The sequence below is a fragment of the Methyloceanibacter sp. genome (genome assembly GCF_050726195.1).
In the GTDB taxonomy this organism is placed as follows: domain Bacteria; phylum Pseudomonadota; class Alphaproteobacteria; order Rhizobiales; family Methyloligellaceae; genus Methyloceanibacter.
In genome coordinates, this window is sequence record NZ_JBOHJC010000008.1 from 53,483 (window position 1) to 75,541 (window position 22,059).

The following is a 22,059-nucleotide window of genomic DNA, read 5'->3' on the forward strand; positions in this document are numbered from 1 at the left end:
GCCGACTTGGCACATGCTGCCGGCGGCCGACGTCATGGCGGAGCTGAAGACGAGTGAGGGCGGCCTCAGCGCCGAGGAGGCTGAGGCGCGTAAAAGGCGTTTCGGGCCAAACCGGCTCGCCGAGCCACCGAGGCAGAGCGCGGTCTGGCGCTTCCTGCTACAGTTCCACAATCTCTTGATCTACGTGCTGCTTGGCGCTGGCGTGCTCGCCGCGATCGGCCATATGGTCGACGCGACCGTCGTCCTCGCGGTCGTCATCATCAATGCCGTCATCGGGTTCATTCAGGAAGGCCGCGCCGAGCGCGCCCTGGAAGCCATCCGCAGCATGATCGACCCGCACGCCTCGGTCATTCGCGACGGGCGTCGTTTCGTGATCGCGGCCGAGGACATCGTCCCCGGCGACCTCGTGCTGGTCGATCCGGGCGATCGCGTTCCCGCCGACTTGCGCCTGATCAAGGCGCGTAACCTGCGCATCGACGAAGCGGCATTGACCGGCGAATCGGTTCCCGTCGACAAGACGCCTAGGCCAGCGGCCGCCGAAGCGCCGCTCGCCGAGCGGAGTTCGATGGCCTTCTCAGGCACGTTCGTGGCGAGCGGCACCGGCACCGGCGTCGCCGTGGCGACCGGGCCGGCGAGCGAACTCGGGCGCATCAGCACGTTGGTCGGCACTGTCCAGACGCTGACCACGCCGCTGCTCCGGCAGATGAGCCGGTTCGCCCGCACCTTGACCGTGCTGATCCTCGCCGTCAGCGCCGCAGTCTTCGCCTTCGCCGTCTTGGTCCGCGGCTATCACTGGGCGGAAGCCTTCATGATCATGATCGGGCTCGCCGTCGCCGCGATCCCCGAGGGCCTGCCGGCGGTGATGACCATCGCGCTTGCTATCGGCGTGCAGCGCATGGCGGCCCGCAACGCCATCATCCGCCGCCTTCCCGCGGTCGAGACCTTGGGCTCGGTCTCGGTGATCTGCTCCGACAAGACCGGCACCTTGACCAGGAACGAGATGACCGTCCGCACAGTGTTGACGGCGGAGGGGGAGTTCGAGGTTTCCGGTGTTGGTTACCGGCCGGAGGGGGATTTCGAATTGGAGGAAAAGTCGATCGATGCCAATGCCTTTCCGATCCTGATGGAGGCGGCCAAGGCGGCCATTCTCTGCAACGACGCTGATGTCCGCCAAACCGGGGGCAAGTGGGAGGTGCAAGGCGATCCCATGGAAGGCGCCCTGGTCAGCCTTGGCGTCAAGGCCGGCTATGACGCCGATCTCCTGCGCAAGCAGCTGCCCCGCACCGACGAGATCCCCTTCGACACCGAGCATCAATTCATGGCGACCCTGCACCATAGCCACGAAGACGGCACGACCTTCGCGTTCATCAAAGGGGCGCCGGAGCGCCTCCTCACCATGTGCGGGAAGCAGCGCGCGAGCGCCGGGGACGCACCGCTCGACGAAGCGTTCTGGCGGCGCCGGACAGATGCCATCGCCCGGCAGGGCCAGCGCGTGCTCGCCGTCGCCGTCAAGAAGCTTCCAACGGGCCACCGCGATCTCAATTTCTCGGACGTCGAGCGCGGCGCCACCATGCTCGGCCTGCTCGGTCTCATCGATCCGCCGCGCGAAGAGGCTGTGGCGGCGATCCGCGAATGCCGTAACGCCGGCATAAGCGTGAAGATGATCACCGGCGACCACGCCGCGACCGCCGAGGCCATCGCCCGCGAGCTGAAGCTCGCGCCCGAACCCAAGACCATCACCGGCCGGGAACTGGACGGGCTCGACGACCAAAGCCTCAAGGATGTGGTGCGCGACGTGTCGGTGTTCGCCCGGACCAGCCCTGCGCACAAGCTCCGCCTCGTGACGGCCTTGCAGGCCGACGGCGAGGTGACGGCGATGACCGGCGACGGGGTCAACGATGCGCCGGCGTTGAAACGCGCCGATGTCGGCGTGGCCATGGGCGGCAAGGGCACGGAGGCCGCCAAGGAGGCAGCCGAGATCGTGCTCGCCGACGACAATTTCGCCTCGATCGTCGCCGCGGTGCGCGAAGGGCGCACCGTCTACGACAATCTGCGCAAAGTCATCGCCTGGACGTTGCCGACCAATGGCGGCGAAGCGGCGGCCATCATCGGCGCCATCGCCTTCGGGCTGATGCTGCCGATGACCCCCATCCAGATCCTTTGGATCAACATGGTGACCGCCGTGGCCCTCGGGCTCACGCTCGCTTTCGAGCCGACCGAGCCCGGTACCATGCAGCGGCCGCCGCGCAAGGCGTCGGAATCGCTGCTATCAGGGCTCCTGTTGTGGAGAATCGCCCTCGTGTCGCTGCTGTTCGTGATCGGTGCGTTCGGCGTGTTCTACTATGCCCTCAACCGTGGCCTATCGCTGGAAACGGCGCGGACCATGGTCGTCAACACCATCGTCGTCATGGAAGTGTTCTATCTGTTCAGCGTGCGCTATGTGCATGGCACGTCGATCTCCTGGCGCGGCGTGCTCGGAACGCCGGCCGTGCTGATCGGCGTCGCCATCGTTATTGTGGCGCAACTCGCCTTCACCTACCTGCCGGTCATGCAGGACGTTTTCGATACGGCGCCCGTTGCGCCGCACGACGGCGTGCTGATCGTCCTTGTCGGGGTCACACTCCTGCTCTTGGTCGAGATGGAAAAGCGGTTGTTCGCCGCAATGTTCGACCGCGTTCAGCCTAGCGCTTGATCCCGGGGTTTACCTAAGCCGCCTTCTTCTCCAGGTCCGGCGTCCATTTGCCGAGCGTCGCCAGCCCGTTCATCTCGGCCCGGTGCGAGAACGCCGTTTGCGCCGCCGGCTCGTTCTCGGGCTTGCCGGCCCAGGCCACTTGCGGCGCGTGCTGCAATGCCCGTCCGTAGGAGAAGGTGAGATGCCAGGGTACGCCGCCTAGTCTGTTCATGGCGTCGAGGCGCGCCGTCGCCTCCACGTCGGACTGACCGCCGGACAGGAAAGCGATGCCCGGCACCGCCGACGGCACGCACGCCTTAAGCACGCGGAGCGTCGTCCGCGCGATCTCATCGTCGGGCACTTGCGCCGGCGACTTGGCGCCCGGCAGCACCATGTTCGGCTTGAGCACCATGCCTTCAAGCTTCACGCGCGCGTAGTAGAGCTCCTGGAACACCGTCTTCAGCACGAACTCGGTGACTTCTTCGCAGCGGCCGATGGTGTGATCGCCGTCCATCAGCACCTCGGGCTCGACGATGGGTACGAGGTTCTCCTCCTGGCACAGCGCTGCGTAACGCGCCAGCGCGTGCGCGTTGGAATTGATGGCGTCGTAGCTCGGGATGCCGGGACCGATATCGATCACCGCCCGCCATTTGCAGAACTTCGCGCCCAAATCGCGATACTCCACCAGGCGTTCGCGTAGGCCATCCAGCCCTTCGGTGACGGTTTCGCCGGGCGCAAAGGCGAGCGGCTTGGCGCCCTTGTCCACCTTGATGCCCGGAATCGAGCCCGCCTGCTCGATCAGCTTGACGAGCGGCGTCCCGTCCTCGGATTTCTGCCGGATCGTCTCGTCGAACAGGATCACGCCGGAGATGCGGTCGTGCATGGCCTTGGCCGAGCGGAACAGAAGCTCGCGGTAGTCGCGCCGGTTGGTCTCCGTCGACTCCACGCCGATCGCCGCGAAGCGCTTCTTGATCGTGCCGCCCGATTCGTCCGCCGCGAGAATGCCCTTGCCGGGCGTAACCATGGCGGTGGCCACTTTGTTGAGCTCAGCGAGGTCCATGCCTGTCTCTCCCTACAAATCCTGCGTCATGCCCAAAGCCGTCCCCGGCTTTATAGGCCAGGATCGCCGCGTTTTGCAGCCCCACTGTTGGCGCGCCGTATGTGGAAAATTGGGGCTCTGAAAGCCGGTCAGTTGCCGACCATGCGCGGCGGAACTTTTTTCCAGGGATATCCCGCCACGGCCATCTGGTACCCCAAATCGTACAGCTTCGTCATGTAGACCGGGTCGAAGGCCTGGGTGCTGGTGTCGTGGAAATCGCCGGGGATGTAGGCGAGGTTGTAGTCGATGCCGTTCTTCTTGGCGAAGACGTAGAGCTCGTAGAGATCGCCGACGCCTTGGCTCTTGATCAAGCTCGACACCGCGCGCCCGGCGATCGACAAAGTCCTCGCCTTCACCGCCTTGTATTCCGGATCGACATGGCCGTTGCGAATGATATAGGCGCGCCTGATCGGATTTATGCCAAGGCGGCCGTCGGTCTTGCTCGCCATGAACTGCGTCGGCACAAGGAAGACCTCGCGGGTCGCCCCGCCATCAACGTGCATTTCGTCATACACGCTCCCGTCGGCGGACACCTTGATGAACCCCGGCGGGAACACGGCCGGGATCGCCGCCGAGGCGAGCAGCACGGTGCGGAACAGGTCGAGTGCCTCGGGGCGCCCGCTGGTCGCGATCGCGCCCATGTCCCAGATCACCGGCCGCTCGGCGTCGAGATTGGTGGTGCCGATCAGGAGGCGGCGCCCTTTGCGATGCTCCGCCGCCACCTCCTCAAGGAACTTCTCGTCCACATAGTAGGCGACGACCCTGGCGAGCGGTGCGTTGCTCGCGAGCGCATCCCCGCCGAGCAGTCCCCTCACCGGCTGGGCAATGGCGATGTCCTTGGTCGTCGATTGCGTGAACACATGCTTCAGCGCTGGGTCATATTTGGGGCCCATGAAAGCGAACGGCGCCGTGAGCGCGCCGGTCGACACCCCGGTCACGAGGTCGAATTCGGGGCGCTTGCCTGAGGCGGTCCACCCCGCCAGCACCCCTGCCCCGAAGGCGCCGTCGCTGCCGCCGCCGGACAGCGCGAGGAAATTGACCACCGGCCGCTTGCCCGCCGCCACGAGATGGGGCCGCCCGGCGCGGGTCTGCGCCCACTTCTCCTTGACGATGGCGTCGGCGTTGGGCGGCAGCTCGTCGCCCCAGTAGCGGATCGGCGCGGGCCCCATGCCGACGACCACCGTCTCGCCCTCGAGCGTCGCCGGGACGGGATTGCGCGCGATGGCGGCGGCGCAGCCCGCGAGCCCCACGGCGAGGAGCAGGCCGCACGCGGCCTTTGACGCGAGACTTCTCGTGAACACGCACCCCCCTTTTCCCGCGGCACGAGCGCCCGCGCGGGAATTCTCTTTCCGGCCAGTAAACTAGCGCAAAGCAGGGCAGCTAAGCGAGCCCGCAGAATCGGCCGCTTTTCCTAGAATTCAGGCAGGCAGAACCGGCGCGACCCGACTTCATCCGCCCCCTCAGCCCGCCTCACAATTGCCCAGGGCTCGCCCAGGCGTCCCCAAACTTCGGTCCCCTCCCCGCGCTACCCGCGACCCACTAACCACATAGGAGCAAGTGGAATCATGCGGCATTGGGGACTCATTGCACTCGTCTGTCTGGTAACGCCGGCGCACGCGGGCCAGACCGTGGGCGCCACCTGGTACGGCAACGAGCTTCGCGGCAATCGCACGGCCTCCGGCGAGGTGTTCAACCCGAACGGGCTCACCGCAGCGCACCGGTCGCTGCCGTTCGGCACCTGCCTCCTCGTCGGCAATCCGAAAACCGGAAAGTTGGTCAAGGTCCGCGTCAACGACCGCGGCCCGTTCACCAAGAACCTCACCCTTGATCTCTCGGCCGGCGCCGCGCGGGCGATCGGCATGCGCACGACACAGAACGTGACGATGAAGCGGTGCTAGCGCCGCGCGGCGAACGCGTAGCCGAACAGCACGGCAATGGCGCCGTGCAGCGCGCCGCCGCCCCATAGTCCGGCGCTGCCGACCGCCAGCGCGGCGAACAGGAGCGCGACGGCGGCGAGCACGTTGTAGAGACCGAGCCCGTAGGCGGCGGCCAGACCGCCGGTCTGATCCAAGTGATTGCGGGCGAGAACCGCGGCAACGCCGAGACCGAACGTGCCGGCGCCAAGCAGCCTGATGAGCGCCAAGGTCGAACGTCGGCGGCTGTCCCGCCGACGCCTTCGATCACCATCAGCGGCGCCACCAGGGCGGCGATACCGAAGGCGATCTCGATGCACCCGGAGAAGATGACCAGGGGGTGCAGCATATCCGCCCTCCTATGGGCTCGGTTTCTCCCAGGAGAAGATCACCTTCCAGTCGTCCTTCATGTTGACCACGGTCCAGCCGCTGCCCTTGGCCTGCTGCATCAGCGAATCGGGAAACGTGCCGACGGGGGAGTCCGGTCCGTAGGCATATTCCCGCACGGCGTCGGTGTGATGTACGAGACCCATGAAGCACACGCCCATGCAGTTGGCGGTCCACTCCAGCATCTCCTTGTCGCCGTTAGAGTTGCCAAAGGCAAAGATCGGCTGGCGGCCGATATAGTGGTTGATGCCTGCCGCCTTGCCCGGACCGTCGTCGACGAACAAGACCTCGGGAAGCTTCACCAAGGTCGGGCTCGCATCCCACATGCGGAATTCGGTTTTGCCGGCCGAGCCGACCACCTGCCACGGCGGGATCCCGTAGCTCTCTTCGGTGAAGGCGCGCATGAACTCCACGCCGCCGCCGGACACGATGAAGGTCCGGAACTCCTTGGCGCGTAGATATTCGAGCAGCTCGATCATCGGCTTGTAAGTGAGATCGGTGTAGAGCCGCTTGAAGCGCGGGTGCTTGGCGGTCTTGAACCACGTCGCCACGACGTCGTTGAACTCCACGGTGGTGATGCCGCTATGGGTGGCGGCGACGATCTGCACCATGCCCTTCTCGCCCATGGAAGCGACCGCCTTCATGTTGCCGTCGAGCACGGACTTGAACGGCTCCTTCGTCTTCCAGTCGGGATGCTGGTTTGCCGTTGCCTTCACCCGGTCGATGGCGAAGGCGAACTGGGTGTAGATCGGCTGCTCGACCCACAAGGTGCCGTCATTGTCGAACGTGGCGATGCGGTTTGCGGGAGCGACATAGTCTGGGCTGCCGTCCGTCGTCACCCGCAGAACGAAATCGACGATGCTCTCCTTTACCGACCCGTCATTCCACGACGGCAGCGGATCGTCCGCCGCCTCCACACTCGACGTGACGCAGAGCACCAGAAATCCAAGGGCGCACACAACGCTCTTCATACCGTGCGCAAACATCGCTCGATCCTCATAAGAAAATAAAGGCGGGCGCCCACTACGGGCGCCCGCGTCGGCGTGCGCCTAGTTGCCGGGATGTCCCTTGGCAACTGCCTCTTCGATCTGCTCCTTGATAGCCTGAAGGTTGAACGACGCTCCTTTCTGCATCGGCGGAAACTCGATGGCCGTGGCGGCAAGCTCGCCGACCTTCTGCTGCACGTAGACGAAGCGCCAGAACTCACGTGCCATAAATTCGTTCATGTAGGCGGGCGCTCCCATGAGCAGATTTGTAATCGGCCCTCGCTCGAACGGGTCCTGCTTGAGGTTGACCATGATCGGCATATTGATGGGAACCTTGGGGCCCGGCCAGCCGTCCGGCTGGTCGAAGAAGCGGTACTTGAAGTCATCAAGACGCAGGCCTCCGAGGTTGGTTTCCACGAAGTACCAGATCTCCTGGCGCTTCGTTGGCCCCGTACCGGTGAGCAGATCCATTTGATTGTAGCCGTCGAGATGGACTTTGTAGGTCGTGCCGCCAAGGTCCTTGCCGGCTTTAAGCTCCTCGGCGATGCTCGGGTTACCTGCCGCCGCCACGAAGGTCGGGAACCAGTCGAGGCCCGAGAACAGGCCGTTCTCGACCTTGCCTGGGGGCACCTTGCCGGGCCAACGAATGATTGCCGGCACGCGGAATCCGCCCTCGAAGGCGGTGCCCTTGGTGCCGCGGAACGGCGTCATGGCGCCGTCCGGCCAGGTGAACACCTCGGCGCCGTTGTCGGTGGAGAACACAATGATCGTGTTGTCGGCGATGCCCATGTCGTCGAGCGCCTTCATCAGCGCGCCGATGTTATCGTCCATCTGCGCCATGCCGGCTTCTTCCATCCCGTAATTGGTCTCGGGATTCATCATCGCCTTGTACTTCTCAGACAGGAACGTCCACACATGCATGCGCGTGGTGTTGTGCCAGAGGAAGAACGGCTTGCCCTCGTCCTTGGCCTTCTTCATGAACTCGATCGATTTCCCGACAAGCACCTCATCGAAGGTGGTCATGTCGTATTTGGCATCGCCCACGCCCTCGCCGGAGCCGCCGTAAGGGGTGCGCCCGGTGTTCGGTCCGGGAGCGAGTGGCCCTTCGTCCACGATCTTCTGTTTGCCGATCTTGCCCCAGCGCGGCTGCTCAGTTGGATCGTCGGTGTCGGTCGCCCAGCAATGCACCAGGTTGCGAGGTCCGACCACATTCCGGATCGCAGGATCTGTCGGATAGGAATACCAGTAGGGATCCGACATTGCGTCGAGGTGGTAAAGATAGCCGAAGAACTCCTCGAAGCCGTGCACGCAGGGAAGATATTTATTCAGGTCGCCGAGATGGTTCTTGCCGAACTGCCCGGTGGCGTAGCCCATCGACCTTAATGCAGTGGCGATGGTCGGCGCTTGCGTCGGCAAGCCAACATCCGCGCCTGCCTGACCGACAGTGGTCATTCCAGTGCGCATGGGAAGTTCGCCGGTGATGAAATTCGCGCGTCCTGCCGTGCAGCTGGCTTCCGCATAGTAATCGGTGAAGCGCATGCCTTCCGACGCGAGCTTATCGAGGTTTGGCGTCTTGCCCGACATGATGCCCTGGTGATAGGCGCCGATGTTGAACCACCCAACGTCGTCACCCATGATGAACAGGATGTTGGGCTTCTCCGCTTGCGCATGCACCGCTGGAGCGCCCAGCAGCACTGAAACGAACCCAGCAATCGCCGCCGCGGCGACCGCCTTCAAAGCCCTTGCAAGACGGATGTTTGCCCGGGCCGTGTAAGCCTTAAGCATTGGAACGCCTCCTCCACTTCGACTTGTTTATTTGCGCGGAGACTATACCCCAAACCCCGCCCACCTGCAGTGTGCCGTACCGGCTGACCGAGGCCGCTACCAACAGGATCGACACTCTGGAATCATTACAATCAGAGTCAACCCCTCGCCATCCACGCGCACCTTACGTTCGTAAATCTGCGCTATGGTCCGCCTCCCCAAATTTCGATTCGGCGCTCGCAACAGCCCTAGGAGGAGGAAACTTTTATGACACTGACCCGCATTGCCTGTTTGCTGACGGCTCTTGCCGTCCTCGTCTGGTCGCCCGGCCTCGCTCTGGCCGAGGATGCCATCAGTCACCCGGCCAAGAAGGCCATCGGCTCTCACACGAACAACATGGTCGCCTCGCTCGCCGTGCTGAACGCGAAAGGCGCGAGCCTCGACGGCACGACGCTGACCCTGACCGGCGTGTCGCCCAATTCCATCGTCTTCGCCGACCGCCCCGTGCATGCCGCGGGCCATGTCTTGACCTCGCACTTCATCAAGGAATGGGACGAGGGCGCCGACAGCTTCGCCAAGAGTCCGCCCAACGCCACCATCTCGGTGCTCGGCAATGACGGCGGCACGGTCAAGGACGCCGTCGTCGTGCTCAAGTCGCCAAAGATGGACGGCGACAAGCTGACCTTCGATGTCACTGTGCTGGAAGGCGATCTCGCAGGCGCCTCCGGAGCGGCGGCGCTGTTCATCGACCGCTTCGCGGTACATGTCGGTGGTGGCGGCTGGCATGGCGGCAACGTTGTCGTCGGCGGCAGGCCCGCCTGGCACGGGGCTTGGTATGCGCGGCCAGGTGTCGCCTTCGACACCGGCGTTGCGGTCGGCGCGCTCGGCGCGGCGGCGGCAAGCCCGTATTACTACGGCGCGCAATGCGGTTATTACCCCTATCCGCCCTGCTACTAGGGCACGATTAGCCGGCGGCAAGCCGTTCCCACCTGAAGGGCTTGTTCCCGCCAAAATGTGGTTGTGATCTCATGCTGTAATGAGCGCCAGGCTAGGCATTTCGCCACGGCCTGGCGCGGAGCAGCATGGCGGGAGCAACACCACAGCAGCCGGCGCGGAAGCCGCTCCTGGCGCTGACCGGCGCCACGGGCTTCATCGGCCAGCATCTGTTGAAGGAGCTGCCGAAGCGCGGCTATCGCCTGCGCGTGCTTTTGCGGCGCCCGACCATGCTTCCGCAAGGCTGCGCCAGCGCCGTCATCGGCGATCTCGCCAAGCCCTACAACATGGCCGAGGCGCTCGCCGACGTCGATGCGGTGATCCACTCCGCCGGCCTCGCCAGCACCATGTCCGGACTGCCGGAGGACGACTATCGCCTGTTCAACACCGAGGCCACGGTCGGCTTCGCCCGCGCCGCCGAGCGGGCGCGCGTCAAGCGCTTCATCTTTCTGTCGTCGATCAGGGCGCAGTCAGGCCCCACTTGCGAAGGCGTGCTGACCGAGGACCGCGAGCCGCAACCGACCGACGCCTATGGAAGGTCGAAGCTCGAGGCCGAACGCGGCCTTGCCGAGACGGGCCTCGACTGGGCGGCGCTCCGGCTGACCCTCGTCTACGGGCCAGGTGCCCAAGGCAACATCGCCCGTCTGATCAAGCTCGCCCGTTCGCCCTATCCCCTGCCGCTCGCCGGGCTCAAGGCCAAGCACTCGCTCCTCGCCCTCGACAATCTGGTCGAGGCGGTCGACCGCGTGCTCGCCGCGCCGGCGCCATTGAAGCGCCCCTTCATCGTCGCGGACCTGAAGCCGCTGACCGTCGGCGAGATCGTTGCTGCGTTGCGGCAGGGCATGGGGCGCCGCGCCGGCCTGTTCTACGTGCCGCGGCCGATGCTCAAAGCCGCGTTGCGCGCGGCCGGTCAAGCCGCGGGCTGCGAGCCTCTTTTCGGATCTCTCGTCGCCGATCCGTCAGCGCTTAAGCGGCTCGACTGGGCGCCGCCTGTTGCAACGCAGCAAGGACTTGCGGCGCTCACGCAACACTCGATGCGCTGATGCTGGACTGCGCAACGTCTCGATTTTTATCTGCATTCAATGATCTGGTCTTACGTTCGTCGCATTCCGGCGCTATAGAATGAGCATGGCTGACGTGGGGGTCGCCGAGTACAAGGACCGTTGCCTCGAGATTTCAGTCTCTGGAGCTGAACTACCAGAACGGATCTCCGGGTGGCCTTATTGGAGGCGGGTATGGCACTCCCCAAGATCGTTGTGCGCGGTCGGCAAGTCATTCTCCTGAGCGGCTTCAAGGACGTCGAGATGGACGCGGCCACCAAGCGCCGCAGCGTCGTTGTCGATGCCGAGGAGAAGCTGAAGCTTGCGGCGAAGCGCAATCCGGATGCGGTTGCCTTCGGCTATATCGCCGGTGAATGGGTCGCGTCTGCCTAAAAGCTAAGGGATCGATCACCCTATGTGGCTGAGCGGCGCTCCGCCCCTGTGAGGTCGAGCGCCCGTCGCATCGTCAGGCTAAGGTCCCTTCCCGGCTCCCCTTGCCGGTTGCCCAAGCTCCCCCCATAACAGCTCTTGATAGGCGGGCTCGCCAGAGCCCGCCGTAAATGACTGGAGCGGTCTGTCCCGCGACGCCCCATGACCATCTCCCTGACCGAGCAGACGGTCGCCGTGCCGCCCGAATGGGCCCCGCAAAAGGCAATCTGGACGGCCTGGCCGGCCGACCCGGACGAGTGGGACGGCGATCTCACCGCGCCGCGCCGCGACGTGGCGGCGTTGGTGCGCGCACTGAGCCCCGCGAACACCGTCCGCCTTCTGGTCAACGGCGCCGAAGCCGAGGCTTCGGCACGCGCCGCGCTCGGCACGGACGCGGAGATCGTCCAGGCGACCTATGGCGACATCTGGCTCCGCGACACGGGCCCCGTCTTCGCGCGGTCTCCCGCCGGATACATCGCCCTGCGGTTCAAGACCAATGGCTGGGGCGGCAAGTTCGATCTCGCTGCCGATCACATGGTCGGCGCCGACATCGCCAGGCTCGCGGGGGCGCCCGTGCGGCAGTTTGATTTCGTGCTGGAAGGCGGCGCCATCGATCATGACGGCGAAGGTACCGTCCTTGCGACCCGCCAGACTTTGCTCAATGAGAACCGGAACGGCTGGACCGAGACGGAAGCGGGAGCCGCCCTCGCCGTTGCGCTCGGCGCGAAGAAGATCGTGTGGATCGACGAGGGCCTCATGGGCGACCACACCGACGGCCACGTCGACAACATCGCCCGCTTCGTCGCCCCGGCGCGTGTCGTCTGCCAAGCGCCAGCCGGTGCCGACGATCCTAACGCGGCCGTGCTCGACGCCATCGCCGCGCGCCTCGAAGCCGCGACCGACGCACAGGGCCGCAAGCTCGACATCATCCGCATTCCCGGTCCCGGACGCGTCCTCGATACGTCGGGCGAAATCGCGCCCGCGTCGCACATGAACTTCCTTATAGCCAACGGCGTCGTCGCCGTGCCGGTCTATGGCGCGGCCACGCAAGGAGCAGCCCTCGACGCTTTGCGCGCCGTCTTCCCGAACCGCGAGGTGATCGGGCTCTCGGCGCACGGCGTGTTGGCCGGAGGCGGCTCGTTTCACTGCATCACGCGCGAGGAGCCCGCCTGATGACGCGCACCATCACCGTCGCCGCCATCCAATCGAGCTTCGGTCCCGACATGAAGGCCAATCTCGACAAGGTCGAGGCCTTCGTCTGCGACGCGGCGAAAGAGAACGCGCAAGTCATCCTTCCGCCCGAGCTGTTTCAGGGCATCTACTTTCCCACCCGGCAGGACCCGAAATGGTTCGAGACCGCCTATGGCGTGGGCGAGCATCCATGCGTGCGTGCGCTCCAGAAGCTCGCCAAGAGCCTGGAGGTCGTCATCCCCATCTCGTTCTTCGAGAAGGAGGGCCCGCGCCATTACAACAGCGTGGCCATCGCCGACACTGACGGCGAGATCCTCGGCGTCTATCGCAAGAGCCACATCCCCGACGGCCCCGGCTATCAGGAGAAATACTATTTCCGCCCCGGCGATACCGGCTTCAAGGCGTGGAAAACGCGGCACGGGACCATCGGCGTCGGCATTTGCTGGGACCAATGGTACCCGGAAGCCGCCCGCGCCATGATGCTGGAGGGCGCCGAGCTGCTGCTCTACCCCACGGCTATCGGCACGGAGCCCTATGACGCGACCCTCGACACGAGCGGGCGCTGGCAGCGCGTCATGCAGGGCCATGCCGTGGCCAATGCCGTGCCCGTGGTCGCCGCGAACCGCATCGGGGTGGAGGACAATGACGGCGTGAGCCAGAGCTATTACGGCCACTCCTTCGTCGCCGACCATGCTGGCGATCTGGTCGCGCAATTCGGCAGTACAGACGAAGGCGTGCTCGTTGCCCGCTTCGACCTCGACGCGCTCGCCCGCTATCGCGCCGAGTGGGGCTTCTTCCGCGACCGCCGCACCGACCTCTACGCCAAGGGCTTGGTGTGACGGGAGCCGTCCCCAATCCCCTCAACGACCCGACGGCGGTGGCCCTTACGGCCGGCGATCTCGAAGCGGTTTTCTTGCCCGGCCACGGCATGCTCGGCATTTCGCTGCGCCGCCAAGGCATCGAGTTCCTCCGTCAGATCGACGACCTCAAGACCGCCGCGACGAGCGGCGCCGTCGCCGGCATTCCCTTGCTGTTCCCCTGGGCCAATCGCCTCGCCGGCTTCCGCTATGAGGCCGCCGGCCGCACGGTCACCCTTCCCCAGCATTCGCCGCTGATGCGCTACGACAACAACGGACTGCCAATGCACGGCATGCCCTGGCCGCATCTCACCTGGACCATCGTTGAGCGCGCCGCCAGCCGACTGATCGCGCGCCTCGATTGGTCGAGCGCCGAGCACTTGTCGGTCTTCCCGTATCCCTGCCGGCTGCTGATGACTGCGAGCCTCGATGGAAATGGCCTCACCATCGAGACGGCGCTCACCGCCACGGGCGGTGCGGCCGTGCCGGTAAGCTTCGGCTTCCATCCTTATCTCGGCCTGCCGGAACTGAGCCGCGAGGACTGGCGCGTGCATATCCCGCCCATGCGGCATCTCGCGCTCGATCCAAGCAAGATCCCGACCGGCGCGGCGGAGCCGTTCGGCGGCCTGGAGGACGCCCTCGGCGACCGCGATTTCGATGACGGGTTCGCGCTTCTCGGGGACCGCGTAACTCTGTCGGTTGCCGGCGGAGGCTGGCGCGTCTCCGTCGATCTGCTCGACGACTATCCTTATGCGCAGGTCTATGCGCCGCGCGGGCACAATTACCTCGCCTTCGAGCCCATGACCGCGCCGAGTAACGCGCTAGTCAGCGGCAAGGGCCTGCATCTCGCGGAGCCGGGCGGGACGTTCCGCGCCGCGTTCCGTATCCGCATCGGGGCGGACACGTAGTCGCCTCAATCAGAGATAGCTCCACCACCATTCGCTGCGCCGCTGCTTGAGGCCTGCGAACCAGCGGCAGAGCGGGTAGAGCAGCAGGAGCACGAGCAGCCAGAAAAGATAGACGGCCGACAGGCCGAAGCCGATCTGCGGCGTGGCGGCGAACTCGCCCGTCATCGCGAAAGCCGTCACGACCGCCAGCGCATGAATCAAATAGATGTGCACGACATAGAAGAAGAACGGAACGCGCCCGAACACGGTGAGCCAGCCCGCAAGCATACCCCGCACATTCTCGAATGCCGCAAGCAGCATCAAAGCGGGTCCCAAGGTCATCATCAAGAACAGCAGCGACGGCGGATATTTCTCGCAGTTCAGGAACGAGAGCAGCGTAGCGAGTGGCGTGTCCTGCACCGTCCACGGCGCAGGATCGCCATAGAGAGTGCTGGTGCGGAGCAGGACGAAACCTAGGGTGATTGCTGCGCCGAGCATTAGTAAGAATTGCTGTCTCGCTTCAGACTCGAGCTGCATCACCGGGCCAAGCGCATAGCCCGCGGCCATCACTCCGATCCAGGGAATGAGGGGGTAGAGCACATAGACATCTACACCGTTGCCAAGCGTCGTTTCACCACGCTCATGCAAGAGGTGCCAGAGCCACGCCCCTTGGCCGAACATTTCGCCCCTGACGCCGTCGAGAAGATTGTGGCCGGCGATCATGGTGAGTGCGATCGCCGTGATGGCCCAGCGCGGGAGCCAGATCAACGCCGCGAGCGTCATCATCGAGGCACCGATCATAAAAATGATGCCCGCGCCCAGTCGGAAAGAATCTAGATCGAACCTCCAACCGAATTTGATCAGCGTGACATCGATTAGGATCAAAAACAGGCCGCGCGTGACCAGGAAGCGGCTGGTCTCGCCGGCGCTACGACTGCGGCCGTAGAGATAGGCGGACACTCCGGCGAGCAAGACGAAGGTCGGCGCGCAAAAATGCGAGATCCATCGCGTGAGAAAAAGGGCCGGTTCGGTCACGTCCCGCGGATTGAAGCCCGTGTCGCTGAAGAAATCGCGCGTGTGGTCCAGCGCCATCAGTGCCATGACGAGACCGCGAAGGATATCGACCGACCGGAGCCTGGTTCGGGCCGCGGCAGGCGAGGTCCGCTCGGCCGCTACCCTCCGCTCCCGATCCGGCATTTCGACGCTGGTCTGCATGACGGCCATTTTGTCCCAGAGAAGTAGGGCGAAATTTACTGGCACAACGCCGCGCGATGGGCCTAATTCGTGCCGCGAAAAGACGCGAGACCTTGGCCCGGGGGAAACTAATGGCGTGGAGCATCGCATGAGCCGGCAAGCGCCGCTGATTTTTGTCGTCTCGGGCGAGGCCTCCGGCGACAACCTCGCTGGACGGCTGATGGCCGCGCTGAAAGCGCAGACCGATGGCCGCGTCCGCTTCGCCGGCGTCGGCGGCCCGCAGAGCGAGGCGCACGGGCTGAAAAGCCTGTTCCCCATGCGCGAGCTTTCGGTCATCGGGCTTGCCGAGGTGCTGCCGCATCTCCCCCGCCTCATCAAACGCTTGAATCAGACGGTCGCCGCCGCCCGCGAGCTCAAGCCAGACGTCATCGTCACCGTCGATTCGCCGGGCTTCTGCCTCAGGCTTGCCCATCACCTGCGCGGCTCTGGCATCCCGGTGGTGCACTACGTCGCGCCCCAGCTCTGGGCTTGGCGCGCCGGGCGCGCGCGGAAGCTCGCCAAGCGGGTCGACCACCTCATGGCGCTTCTGCCGTTCGAGGTCCCCTTCTTCGCCAATTACGGCATCCCTTGCACCTATGTCGGCCATTCGGCCATCGAGTCCGGCGCAAGCAGCGGCGACGGCCCGGCGTTCAGGCGGCGCCACGATCTGCCGGCGGACGTGCCACTCCTTTGCGTCGTGCCCGGCAGCCGCGCGGGCGAGGTGCGGCGCATCCTGCCGGTGTTCGGCGAGGCGCTCCGCCTGCTGAAGGAGGCGCACCCTGAGCTCCGCGTCGTCATACCCGTCGCCGCGCCGGTCGCTGATGAAGTCGATGCGTTGACCAAGGATTGGCCATTGCCGGTGATCCAGGTCGCCGATGCGGACGAGCGCTTCGATGCCTTCGCCGCTTGCAACGCCGCCATGACGAAGTCCGGCACGGTGACGCTAGAGCTTGCCCTCGCTCAGGTCCCCATGGTCGTGGCCTACCGGGTCAGCGCCGCGACCGCCTTCCTCGTCCGCCGCATGGGCGTGAATGTCGAATACGCCTCGCTGGTGAACCTGCTCGTCGGCCACGCGGTAGTGCCGGAGCTGCTTCAGGAGAATTGCACCCCCGACCGGCTCGCTACCGCCGTCGACGAGCTGCTGCGCTCGAAAGACGCGCGCGACGCCCAGCGCGAAGGCTTCCGCGAAGTCGTCAAGATCCTGGGCGAAGCCACGCCGCCGCCCAGCCAACGCGCCGCCAAGGTGGTGCTCGACGCCATTCGCGTGCGCGCCGCGCTCGAACCGCTGGAGCGCTAGCCGCTTGCCGCCCCGGCCCCCGCATCGAAGCGCCCCTGCACCCGCTTGAGCTGCTCGTCGATGCTCTCGTTGATCATGCTCGCCACGCGCAACGCCTCGCAGCCGGCGTGGCCATCGACCAGCGGCTTCGTACCGTTGGCGATGCAATCGAGAAACGCGTCGATCTCGTTGGCTAGACTGTCCTCTTGCGGAATTTCATGCGTTTGCTGTTCGATCGCCGCGAGCCCAACGGTCATGGGATCGCCGCGCAAGCGATAGCCGGAGATGCGCCGCTCGCCGAGGTCGCAGCTGAGATAGTGGTTGTGGGCAAACACGCGCATCCTTCGCTCGGTCTTGTAACTCACCCGGCTCGCCGTGACGTTGGCGATGCAGCCCGATTCGAATGTGATCCTGGCATTGGCGAGGTCGATCCTGCGGCCCAGCACCGGCGTGCCCACCGCGTCCACCTTGCTCACCGGCGAGCCAACCAGGCCGATGATCATGTCGATGTCGTGGATCATGAGGTCGAGCACCACGTCCACCTCGACGCCGCGCTCCTTCCACGGCGCGATGCGGTAACTCTCGAAATAGAGCGGTTCGGAGATGATGCCGGCGAGCGTGCGGTAGGCGGCGGAGAAGCGCTCGATGTGGCCAACCTGAAGGACGGTGCCGCGCGCCTCGGCAAGCGCGGTGAGAGCATCGGCGCTCTCGACGCTATCGGTGATGGGCTTCTCGACCAGCACGTGCACCCCCGCCTCGATAAGATCGCGGGCGATAGCGTAGTGGCCCGGCGTCGGCACGGCGACACTCACCGCATCGACGCGGCCGAGAATGTCGCGATAGTCGAAGGCAGGTTCGGCGCCGAACTCCTGCGCAACGGCGCGGGCCCGCGCCTGGTCGGTATCGACCACGGCGACAAGGCGAGCGCGTGGGTTCTGCGCGTAATGATTGGCATGGAAGCGCCCGAAATAGCCCGTTCCCACGACAGCGCTGCGAATTTGCTCGGTCATTGCCCCTACCGCTTCAAGCTTCCCGGCGGTTGTGTCTCAAAATCAAGCGCTTCGCTAGCCCCAAGCTGCATGGGCGGCAATCCTACCAGGAATCAGGCCGTGCACTGGCCCAACTCCCTGCCTCTACTCCGCGGCGATGTTCTTCCTGACCGTGCCGAGCGCGCCGAGCACCGTGTCGATCACAAGATCCTGCGCCTCGTGGCTGAGATAGCCATGCATGGGCAGGCTGATCACACGGTCCACCAGCCACTCCGCGTTGGGCAGACCGCCCGACGCGGTGGGATAGTCGCGGTAGGGCGCAAGCTGATGCAGCGGGCTCGTATAGTGGATCGCGGTCGGTACGCCGGCCGCGCGGCACGCGTTCGCGACCGCGTCGCGGCGGTCGGTAATGATCGTGTACTGTGCCCACACCGAGGTGGTGCCCGCCATGAGCTCCGGCACCTTGGCGACGGCGGCGAGGGCTGCGTTGTAGCGCTGGGCCGCGGCCTGCCGCGCCACGATCTCCGCCGGGAACAGACCGAGCTTCTCCAGGAGCACGGCGGCCTGGAAGGAGTCGAGCCGGCTGTTGAGGCCAATCTCCTCGGTCTCCGTCTGGCTCGGGCCCTTGCCGTGATTGCGCAAGGAGAGCAGAAGCTTCGCCTTGGCATCGTCATCGGTAAACAGCGCGCCGCCGTCGCCGTAAGCGCCGAGCGGCTTCGACGGATAAAAGCTCGTTCCCGTATAGGCGGCAAGCGTGCCGACTTTTTTTCCGCTCAGTGCCGCGCCGAAGCTTTGCGCCGCGTCGGCGATGACGAGGAGGCCGTGCGCCGCGGCGATGTCGTGGATGCGCGCATAGTCCGCCGGTTGGCCGTAGAGGTCGACGGCGATGATGCAGCGGGGCGTGAGCCCGCGCGCCTTCGCTGCGCCGATAGCGCCTTCGAGGCTGTCCGTATCCATGTTGAAGGTGTCGCGGCGCACGTCGACGAAGACAGGCGTTGCGCCGCTGAGGACGGGGACCTCCGCCGTGGCGACGAACGTGAACGCAGGCACGAACACCGCGTCGCCCGGTCCGACATTCTCCGCCATGAGCGCCAGCAGCAACGCGTCGGTGCCGTTGGCGCATGAGATACAGTGTTTGGCGCCGCAGAACACGGCAAGGCGGCGCTCGACCTCGGCAACCTGGGGCCCGAGGATATACTGGTCGCTTTCGAGCACGTCGAGGAGCGCCCGTCCGATGCGGTCGCCCATCCGCTGGCGCTGCGCCGCCAAGTCGATAAACGCCGGAATTGTCCGTTTCGTATCCTTACTCATGCAGTCTCCACGGGACGCCCTGGGCAATGCGCGAAATCATAAGGTCGGACAGCTCCTCCTAGAGAAGGCTCACGCCAGCCCCATTACCTGACTCCATAGCATGAATTCCACCCTCAAACCCGGTGCAACGCGGCGAAACGTCCCGCTTCCTTCAAGGGAAAAGCGCCGCCGTTGCCCACACGAGCACGACGAGCAATACGGCGCCGAGCCCAAGGCTCCAGCCGATGAGCTTTTTCTCGATCGGGAGCAGCGGCTCCGCTTGGACCTTGCGCAGCTCCTTGCCGATATCAGGCTCGCGTGACGCCATGACCGCCCGCTCCTACCCGCTCACCGTCGGCGGATAAACACCGTTGAAGAAGATCCAGGATATCGCCAAGCCGACCCAGATCACGAAGCCGAACAGGCAGACGACATAGACCGCCGCAAGCCGGCCGATTCCTTCCTGCCATAATCTTCTCAAATCGGACAACAGGCCGATCGTGAAGAAAGTCAGGAGGAAGAAAATCTGTCTGAACACGTTGGCCTCGCTCATCGCCGCGTCTAGCGGCTTGGCGGCGGCCTCAGAAGTGAGCGCGATCACGAACACGATCAGGAACGTGGCGACAAAGCCGAGCACGAATTTCGGGAAGCGCTCCCAAATCTCCCGCGACCTGAGCTCGTCGCCCTCCTTGCGCGGCTCGATGTGCCGCGTCCAGATATAGGCGAGGATGAATGCCCACACGCCGATAAAAATATCGATGAAAATCTTCACGGTCGTCGTCGTGCCGAGCATCCAGCCCTTTTCGTAGACGACGCCCCGCGCGGCGGCATCGGCATAGATCAATGCCTCGGTGATCGCGCCGCTTGCCACTGCGGCGCCGTCGGTCTTCACCGCAAGTCCCATCCACGCCGCCGCGACCATCGGCTCGTGGGACAGGAACGCGGCAGCAAGGAACGGCAGGATGAGCAGCTCGACCATCGCGAACACCACGACGAGCGAAGACACCATCACCGCGACCATGGGCCTTGCGCGAATGGCCCCGGCCGTCGCGATCGCCGCCGACACACCGCAGATTGAGATGCCCGAGGCGAGCGGCGCCGCCCATTCGCGGCTGAGGACGAACCATTTGCGCGCCACCCAGTAGACCACGGCCCAATAGATGAGATAGGCCTCGACGATGGCGGCGAGCCCGCGAAACATCACCGACGAGGCAAGGCCGAGCTGTTCGGCGGCCTTGATGCCGAGCGTACCGCCGAGAATGACGATGGCCGTCTTGATGAACAGCTCGGGCCGCGCGGCCTCGTTGAGCCATCGGGCAAACCCGGGAAGCGCATTGGCGATGAACAGGCCCGCAAGCAGAGCGATCAGATAGCCCGACTCGCCGGTCAGCCTGAGCGACCAGGCGATGCCAAATTTCTCCATGTCTGCCGGCGTGGTCACGGCGATATAGGCATAGTTGCCGATGACCCAGCAGGCATAGGCCAGCCAGAAAATGACGGTGAAACTCGCGGCGAATCGGCCAACATTCACCCCGAGCGCCGCCGCGGCAAACAGCAGCAGCACCAGCACGAACGCATAGGTGAGGAGAAGCGCGACGAAGCCGCCAAGCGCCGCGTAGACTTCGCCCGCGGGCTGCACCGCCTTGGCGAGGTCGATCCAAGACTTGGGGGCTGCGGCGAAACCGAGGAGGTCCACACCGAGTATCGGTCCGAGCGAGAGCACAAAAATGACGAGGCCGAGGATGACGGCGAGCCAGTCCTCGCTTAGTGCTTCAACGCGTCGTACCATTGCCAGCGCAGCCAAATAGATGACGCCCCGCCCTGCACATTAGCCCTATAACTCACTCGATCCAAACCTGGAGACGCCTCGAAACCCATGCTGCTTGGCTCCGAACGGCTGATCGCCTCCTCCCGCCTCAACGGCCTTCGGGTCGGCATTCTGGCCAATCCGGCCTCCAGCGATCGCGACTACCGGCATATCGTCGACCTTCTCGCCGCCTCGTCGAATTTCAAGCTCGCGGCGATCTTCGGCCCCCAGCACGGCTTCCGCTCCGACCTCCAGGACAACATGATCGAGACGCCGCACATGGTCGACCCGCGCCGCCACGTGCCGGTCTTCTCGCTCTACAGCGAGACCCGCGAGCCGACGCAAGAGATGCTCAACCTCATCGATGTGCTCGTCATCGACCTCCAGGACGTCGGCGCGCGCATCTACACTTTCATCTACACCATGGCCAACTGCCTCCGCGCGGCGGCGCGCGCAGGGGTTCCGGTGATCGTTTGCGACCGCCCCAATCCAATCGGCGGCGTGCAGGTCGAAGGGCCGATGCTCGAGCCCGGCTTCGAATCGTTCGTTGGACAATTTCCCATACCCATGCGCCACGGCATGACGGTGGCCGAGCTTGCCCGCCTGTTCAACGAGCATCACGCCATCGGCGCCCCGCTCGAGGTCGTGCCCATGGAAGGCTGGTCGCGCGAGCTCTATTTCGACGACACCGAGATTCCCTGGATCATGCCCTCCCCCAACATGCCGACCTTGGACACGGCCATCGTCTATCCCGGCACCGTGCTGTTCGAGGGAACGATGATGTCGGAAGGCCGCGGCACGACGCGTCCGTTCGAGTTGATCGGCGCGCCGTGGCTTGACGGGGCGGCGCTTGCCGCGCGGCTGAACCAGGCTGGGCTCGCAGGTGTCTATTTCCGCGAGATCGTGTTCGAGCCGACTTTTCAGAAGCACGCCAGGGTCCCGTGCGGCGGCTGCCAGATCCACGTCAATTCGCGCTGGGACTTCGAGCCGGTCAAAGCCGGCGTCGCGGTGATGCGCGAAGTGTTCACCCTAAGCGGCGACAAGTTCCAATGGCGCGAGCCGCCCTACGAATACGAGCATGACAAGATGCCGATCGACATTCTTGCGGGCTCGGCCTTGGTTAGGGAGCAGATCGAGCAGCAGGCGCCGCTCGACGACATCGCCGCAAGCTGGCGCTCCGGCGTGAAGGACTTCGAACAACTGCGGAAGCCGTATCTGCTCTACTAAGCTTGGCGGAGGACCGGGCC

20 protein-coding genes are annotated in these 22,059 nt (G+C 65.0%); 10 read left to right on the forward strand and 10 right to left on the reverse strand.

Annotated features, from left to right (window positions below; genetic code table 11):
* The first annotated feature begins 13 nt into the window (after nucleotides 1–13).
* Nucleotides 14–2,692 (forward strand): HAD-IC family P-type ATPase, encoded by a 2,679-nt coding sequence (locus tag ACRECX_RS07370; protein WP_431558180.1) that lies wholly within the window; start codon nucleotides 14–16, stop codon nucleotides 2,690–2,692.
* Nucleotides 2,693–2,705: 13 nt separating this feature from the next.
* Here the strand turns inward: ACRECX_RS07370 and ACRECX_RS07375 are convergent, their stop codons facing one another.
* Together ACRECX_RS07375 and ACRECX_RS07380 are read right to left on the reverse strand one after the other, a co-directional pair.
* Complete coding sequence (locus ACRECX_RS07375) at nucleotides 2,706–3,731, reverse strand: class I fructose-bisphosphate aldolase (protein WP_431558181.1); 1,026 nt, start codon at nucleotides 3,729–3,731, stop codon at nucleotides 2,706–2,708.
* Nucleotides 3,732–3,859: 128 nt separating this feature from the next.
* Nucleotides 3,860–5,071, reverse strand: coding sequence for a patatin-like phospholipase family protein (locus tag ACRECX_RS07380; RefSeq protein WP_431558182.1), 1,212 nt, complete (start codon nucleotides 5,069–5,071; stop codon nucleotides 3,860–3,862).
* Between the two features lie 264 nt (nucleotides 5,072–5,335).
* On the opposite strand from ACRECX_RS07380, the gene ACRECX_RS07385 reads away from it, so the two are divergent.
* Nucleotides 5,336–5,668, forward strand: coding sequence for a septal ring lytic transglycosylase RlpA family protein (locus tag ACRECX_RS07385; RefSeq protein WP_431558183.1), 333 nt, complete (start codon nucleotides 5,336–5,338; stop codon nucleotides 5,666–5,668).
* Here the strand turns inward: ACRECX_RS07385 and ACRECX_RS07390 are convergent.
* The 3 genes from ACRECX_RS07390 to ACRECX_RS07400 form a co-directional block, all read right to left on the reverse strand.
* The gene (locus ACRECX_RS07390; protein ID WP_431558184.1) at nucleotides 5,665–5,913 is read right to left on the reverse strand and encodes a hypothetical protein; all 249 of its coding nucleotides are present in this window, start codon (nucleotides 5,911–5,913) and stop codon (nucleotides 5,665–5,667) included. The genes ACRECX_RS07385 and ACRECX_RS07390 overlap by 4 nt on opposite strands.
* Before the next feature lie 129 nt (nucleotides 5,914–6,042).
* Nucleotides 6,043–7,056: an HAD family hydrolase gene (locus tag ACRECX_RS07395; RefSeq protein WP_431558185.1), complete on the reverse strand. Its 1,014-nt coding sequence runs from the start codon at nucleotides 7,054–7,056 to the stop codon at nucleotides 6,043–6,045.
* A 63-nt stretch (nucleotides 7,057–7,119) separates the two neighbouring features.
* Nucleotides 7,120–8,841: an arylsulfatase gene (locus tag ACRECX_RS07400; RefSeq protein WP_431558186.1), complete on the reverse strand. Its 1,722-nt coding sequence runs from the start codon at nucleotides 8,839–8,841 to the stop codon at nucleotides 7,120–7,122.
* Nucleotides 8,842–9,087: 246 nt separating this feature from the next.
* On the opposite strand from ACRECX_RS07400, the gene ACRECX_RS07405 reads away from it, so the two are divergent.
* From ACRECX_RS07405 to ACRECX_RS07430, 6 genes are all read left to right on the forward strand, one after another.
* The gene (locus ACRECX_RS07405; protein ID WP_431558187.1) at nucleotides 9,088–9,777 is read left to right on the forward strand and encodes a hypothetical protein; all 690 of its coding nucleotides are present in this window, start codon (nucleotides 9,088–9,090) and stop codon (nucleotides 9,775–9,777) included.
* 125 nt (nucleotides 9,778–9,902) lie between these two features.
* A complete protein-coding gene (locus ACRECX_RS07410; RefSeq protein ID WP_431558188.1) occupies nucleotides 9,903–10,856 on the forward strand; it encodes an NAD-dependent epimerase/dehydratase family protein in 954 nt (317 codons plus the stop codon).
* A 192-nt stretch (nucleotides 10,857–11,048) separates the two neighbouring features.
* Entirely contained in the window at nucleotides 11,049–11,246 is a 198-nt protein-coding gene (locus tag ACRECX_RS07415) for a hypothetical protein (RefSeq protein WP_431558189.1), read from the forward strand.
* A 198-nt stretch (nucleotides 11,247–11,444) separates the two neighbouring features.
* A complete protein-coding gene (locus ACRECX_RS07420) occupies nucleotides 11,445–12,455 on the forward strand; it encodes an agmatine deiminase family protein (protein WP_431558190.1) in 1,011 nt (336 codons plus the stop codon).
* Entirely contained in the window at nucleotides 12,452–13,312 is an 861-nt protein-coding gene (aguB, locus tag ACRECX_RS07425; RefSeq protein ID WP_431558269.1) for an N-carbamoylputrescine amidase, read from the forward strand. The genes ACRECX_RS07420 and aguB overlap by 4 nt, the downstream gene beginning before the upstream one ends.
* Nucleotides 13,309–14,238 (forward strand): aldose 1-epimerase, encoded by a 930-nt coding sequence (locus ACRECX_RS07430; RefSeq protein WP_431558191.1) that lies wholly within the window; start codon nucleotides 13,309–13,311, stop codon nucleotides 14,236–14,238. The genes aguB and ACRECX_RS07430 overlap by 4 nt, the downstream gene beginning before the upstream one ends.
* A gap of 9 nt (nucleotides 14,239–14,247) precedes the next feature.
* Here ACRECX_RS07430 and ACRECX_RS07435 read toward each other — a convergent pair whose 3' ends face one another.
* Nucleotides 14,248–15,441 (reverse strand): DUF1624 domain-containing protein, encoded by a 1,194-nt coding sequence (locus ACRECX_RS07435; protein WP_431558192.1) that lies wholly within the window; start codon nucleotides 15,439–15,441, stop codon nucleotides 14,248–14,250.
* 118 nt (nucleotides 15,442–15,559) lie between these two features.
* On the opposite strand from ACRECX_RS07435, the gene lpxB reads away from it, so the two are divergent.
* A complete protein-coding gene (gene lpxB, locus ACRECX_RS07440; protein WP_431558193.1) occupies nucleotides 15,560–16,747 on the forward strand; it encodes a lipid-A-disaccharide synthase in 1,188 nt (395 codons plus the stop codon).
* On the opposite strand, the gene ACRECX_RS07445 is transcribed toward lpxB, so the two are convergent.
* The 4 genes from ACRECX_RS07445 to ACRECX_RS07460 form a co-directional block, all read right to left on the reverse strand.
* A complete protein-coding gene (locus ACRECX_RS07445; RefSeq protein ID WP_431558194.1) occupies nucleotides 16,744–17,736 on the reverse strand; it encodes a Gfo/Idh/MocA family protein in 993 nt (330 codons plus the stop codon). The genes lpxB and ACRECX_RS07445 overlap by 4 nt on opposite strands.
* Nucleotides 17,737–17,859: 123 nt before the next feature.
* On the reverse strand, nucleotides 17,860–19,026 hold the full coding sequence (locus ACRECX_RS07450; RefSeq protein WP_431558195.1) for a DegT/DnrJ/EryC1/StrS family aminotransferase: 1,167 nt from the start codon (nucleotides 19,024–19,026) through the stop codon (nucleotides 17,860–17,862).
* A gap of 151 nt (nucleotides 19,027–19,177) precedes the next feature.
* Nucleotides 19,178–19,333 carry a hypothetical protein gene (locus tag ACRECX_RS07455; RefSeq protein ID WP_431558196.1) on the reverse strand — a complete coding sequence of 52 codons (156 nt, stop codon included), beginning with the start codon at nucleotides 19,331–19,333 and terminating at the stop codon, nucleotides 19,178–19,180.
* Nucleotides 19,334–19,345: 12 nt separating this feature from the next.
* Nucleotides 19,346–20,794 (reverse strand): putative sulfate exporter family transporter, encoded by a 1,449-nt coding sequence (locus ACRECX_RS07460; protein ID WP_431558197.1) that lies wholly within the window; start codon nucleotides 20,792–20,794, stop codon nucleotides 19,346–19,348.
* Nucleotides 20,795–20,881: 87 nt separating this feature from the next.
* Between ACRECX_RS07460 and ACRECX_RS07465 the strand changes: the two genes are divergently transcribed.
* Entirely contained in the window at nucleotides 20,882–22,039 is a 1,158-nt protein-coding gene (locus ACRECX_RS07465) for an exo-beta-N-acetylmuramidase NamZ family protein (protein ID WP_431558198.1), read from the forward strand.
* Nucleotides 22,040–22,059 lie beyond the last annotated feature (20 nt).

Coding starts and splice junctions, on each gene's coding strand:
- ACRECX_RS07450 (WP_431558195.1), bottom strand. CDS start 19,026: ATGAGTAAGGATACGAAACGGACAATTCCGGCGTTTATCGACTTGGCG.
- ACRECX_RS07405 (WP_431558187.1), top strand. CDS start 9,088: ATGACACTGACCCGCATTGCCTGTTTGCTGACGGCTCTTGCCGTCCTC.
- ACRECX_RS07375 (WP_431558181.1), bottom strand. CDS start 3,731: ATGGACCTCGCTGAGCTCAACAAAGTGGCCACCGCCATGGTTACGCCC.
- ACRECX_RS07400 (WP_431558186.1), bottom strand. CDS start 8,841: ATGCTTAAGGCTTACACGGCCCGGGCAAACATCCGTCTTGCAAGGGCT.
- ACRECX_RS07410 (WP_431558188.1), top strand. CDS start 9,903: ATGGCGGGAGCAACACCACAGCAGCCGGCGCGGAAGCCGCTCCTGGCG.
- ACRECX_RS07465 (WP_431558198.1), top strand. CDS start 20,882: ATGCTGCTTGGCTCCGAACGGCTGATCGCCTCCTCCCGCCTCAACGGC.
- ACRECX_RS07455 (WP_431558196.1), bottom strand. CDS start 19,333: ATGGCGTCACGCGAGCCTGATATCGGCAAGGAGCTGCGCAAGGTCCAA.
- ACRECX_RS07395 (WP_431558185.1), bottom strand. CDS start 7,056: ATGTTTGCGCACGGTATGAAGAGCGTTGTGTGCGCCCTTGGATTTCTG.
- ACRECX_RS07435 (WP_431558192.1), bottom strand. CDS start 15,441: ATGGCCGTCATGCAGACCAGCGTCGAAATGCCGGATCGGGAGCGGAGG.
- ACRECX_RS07415 (WP_431558189.1), top strand. CDS start 11,049: ATGGCACTCCCCAAGATCGTTGTGCGCGGTCGGCAAGTCATTCTCCTG.
- ACRECX_RS07420 (WP_431558190.1), top strand. CDS start 11,445: ATGACCATCTCCCTGACCGAGCAGACGGTCGCCGTGCCGCCCGAATGG.
- lpxB (WP_431558193.1), top strand. CDS start 15,560: ATGAGCCGGCAAGCGCCGCTGATTTTTGTCGTCTCGGGCGAGGCCTCC.
- ACRECX_RS07385 (WP_431558183.1), top strand. CDS start 5,336: ATGCGGCATTGGGGACTCATTGCACTCGTCTGTCTGGTAACGCCGGCG.
- ACRECX_RS07445 (WP_431558194.1), bottom strand. CDS start 17,736: ATGACCGAGCAAATTCGCAGCGCTGTCGTGGGAACGGGCTATTTCGGG.
- ACRECX_RS07370 (WP_431558180.1), top strand. CDS start 14: ATGCTGCCGGCGGCCGACGTCATGGCGGAGCTGAAGACGAGTGAGGGC.
- ACRECX_RS07460 (WP_431558197.1), bottom strand. CDS start 20,794: ATGGTACGACGCGTTGAAGCACTAAGCGAGGACTGGCTCGCCGTCATC.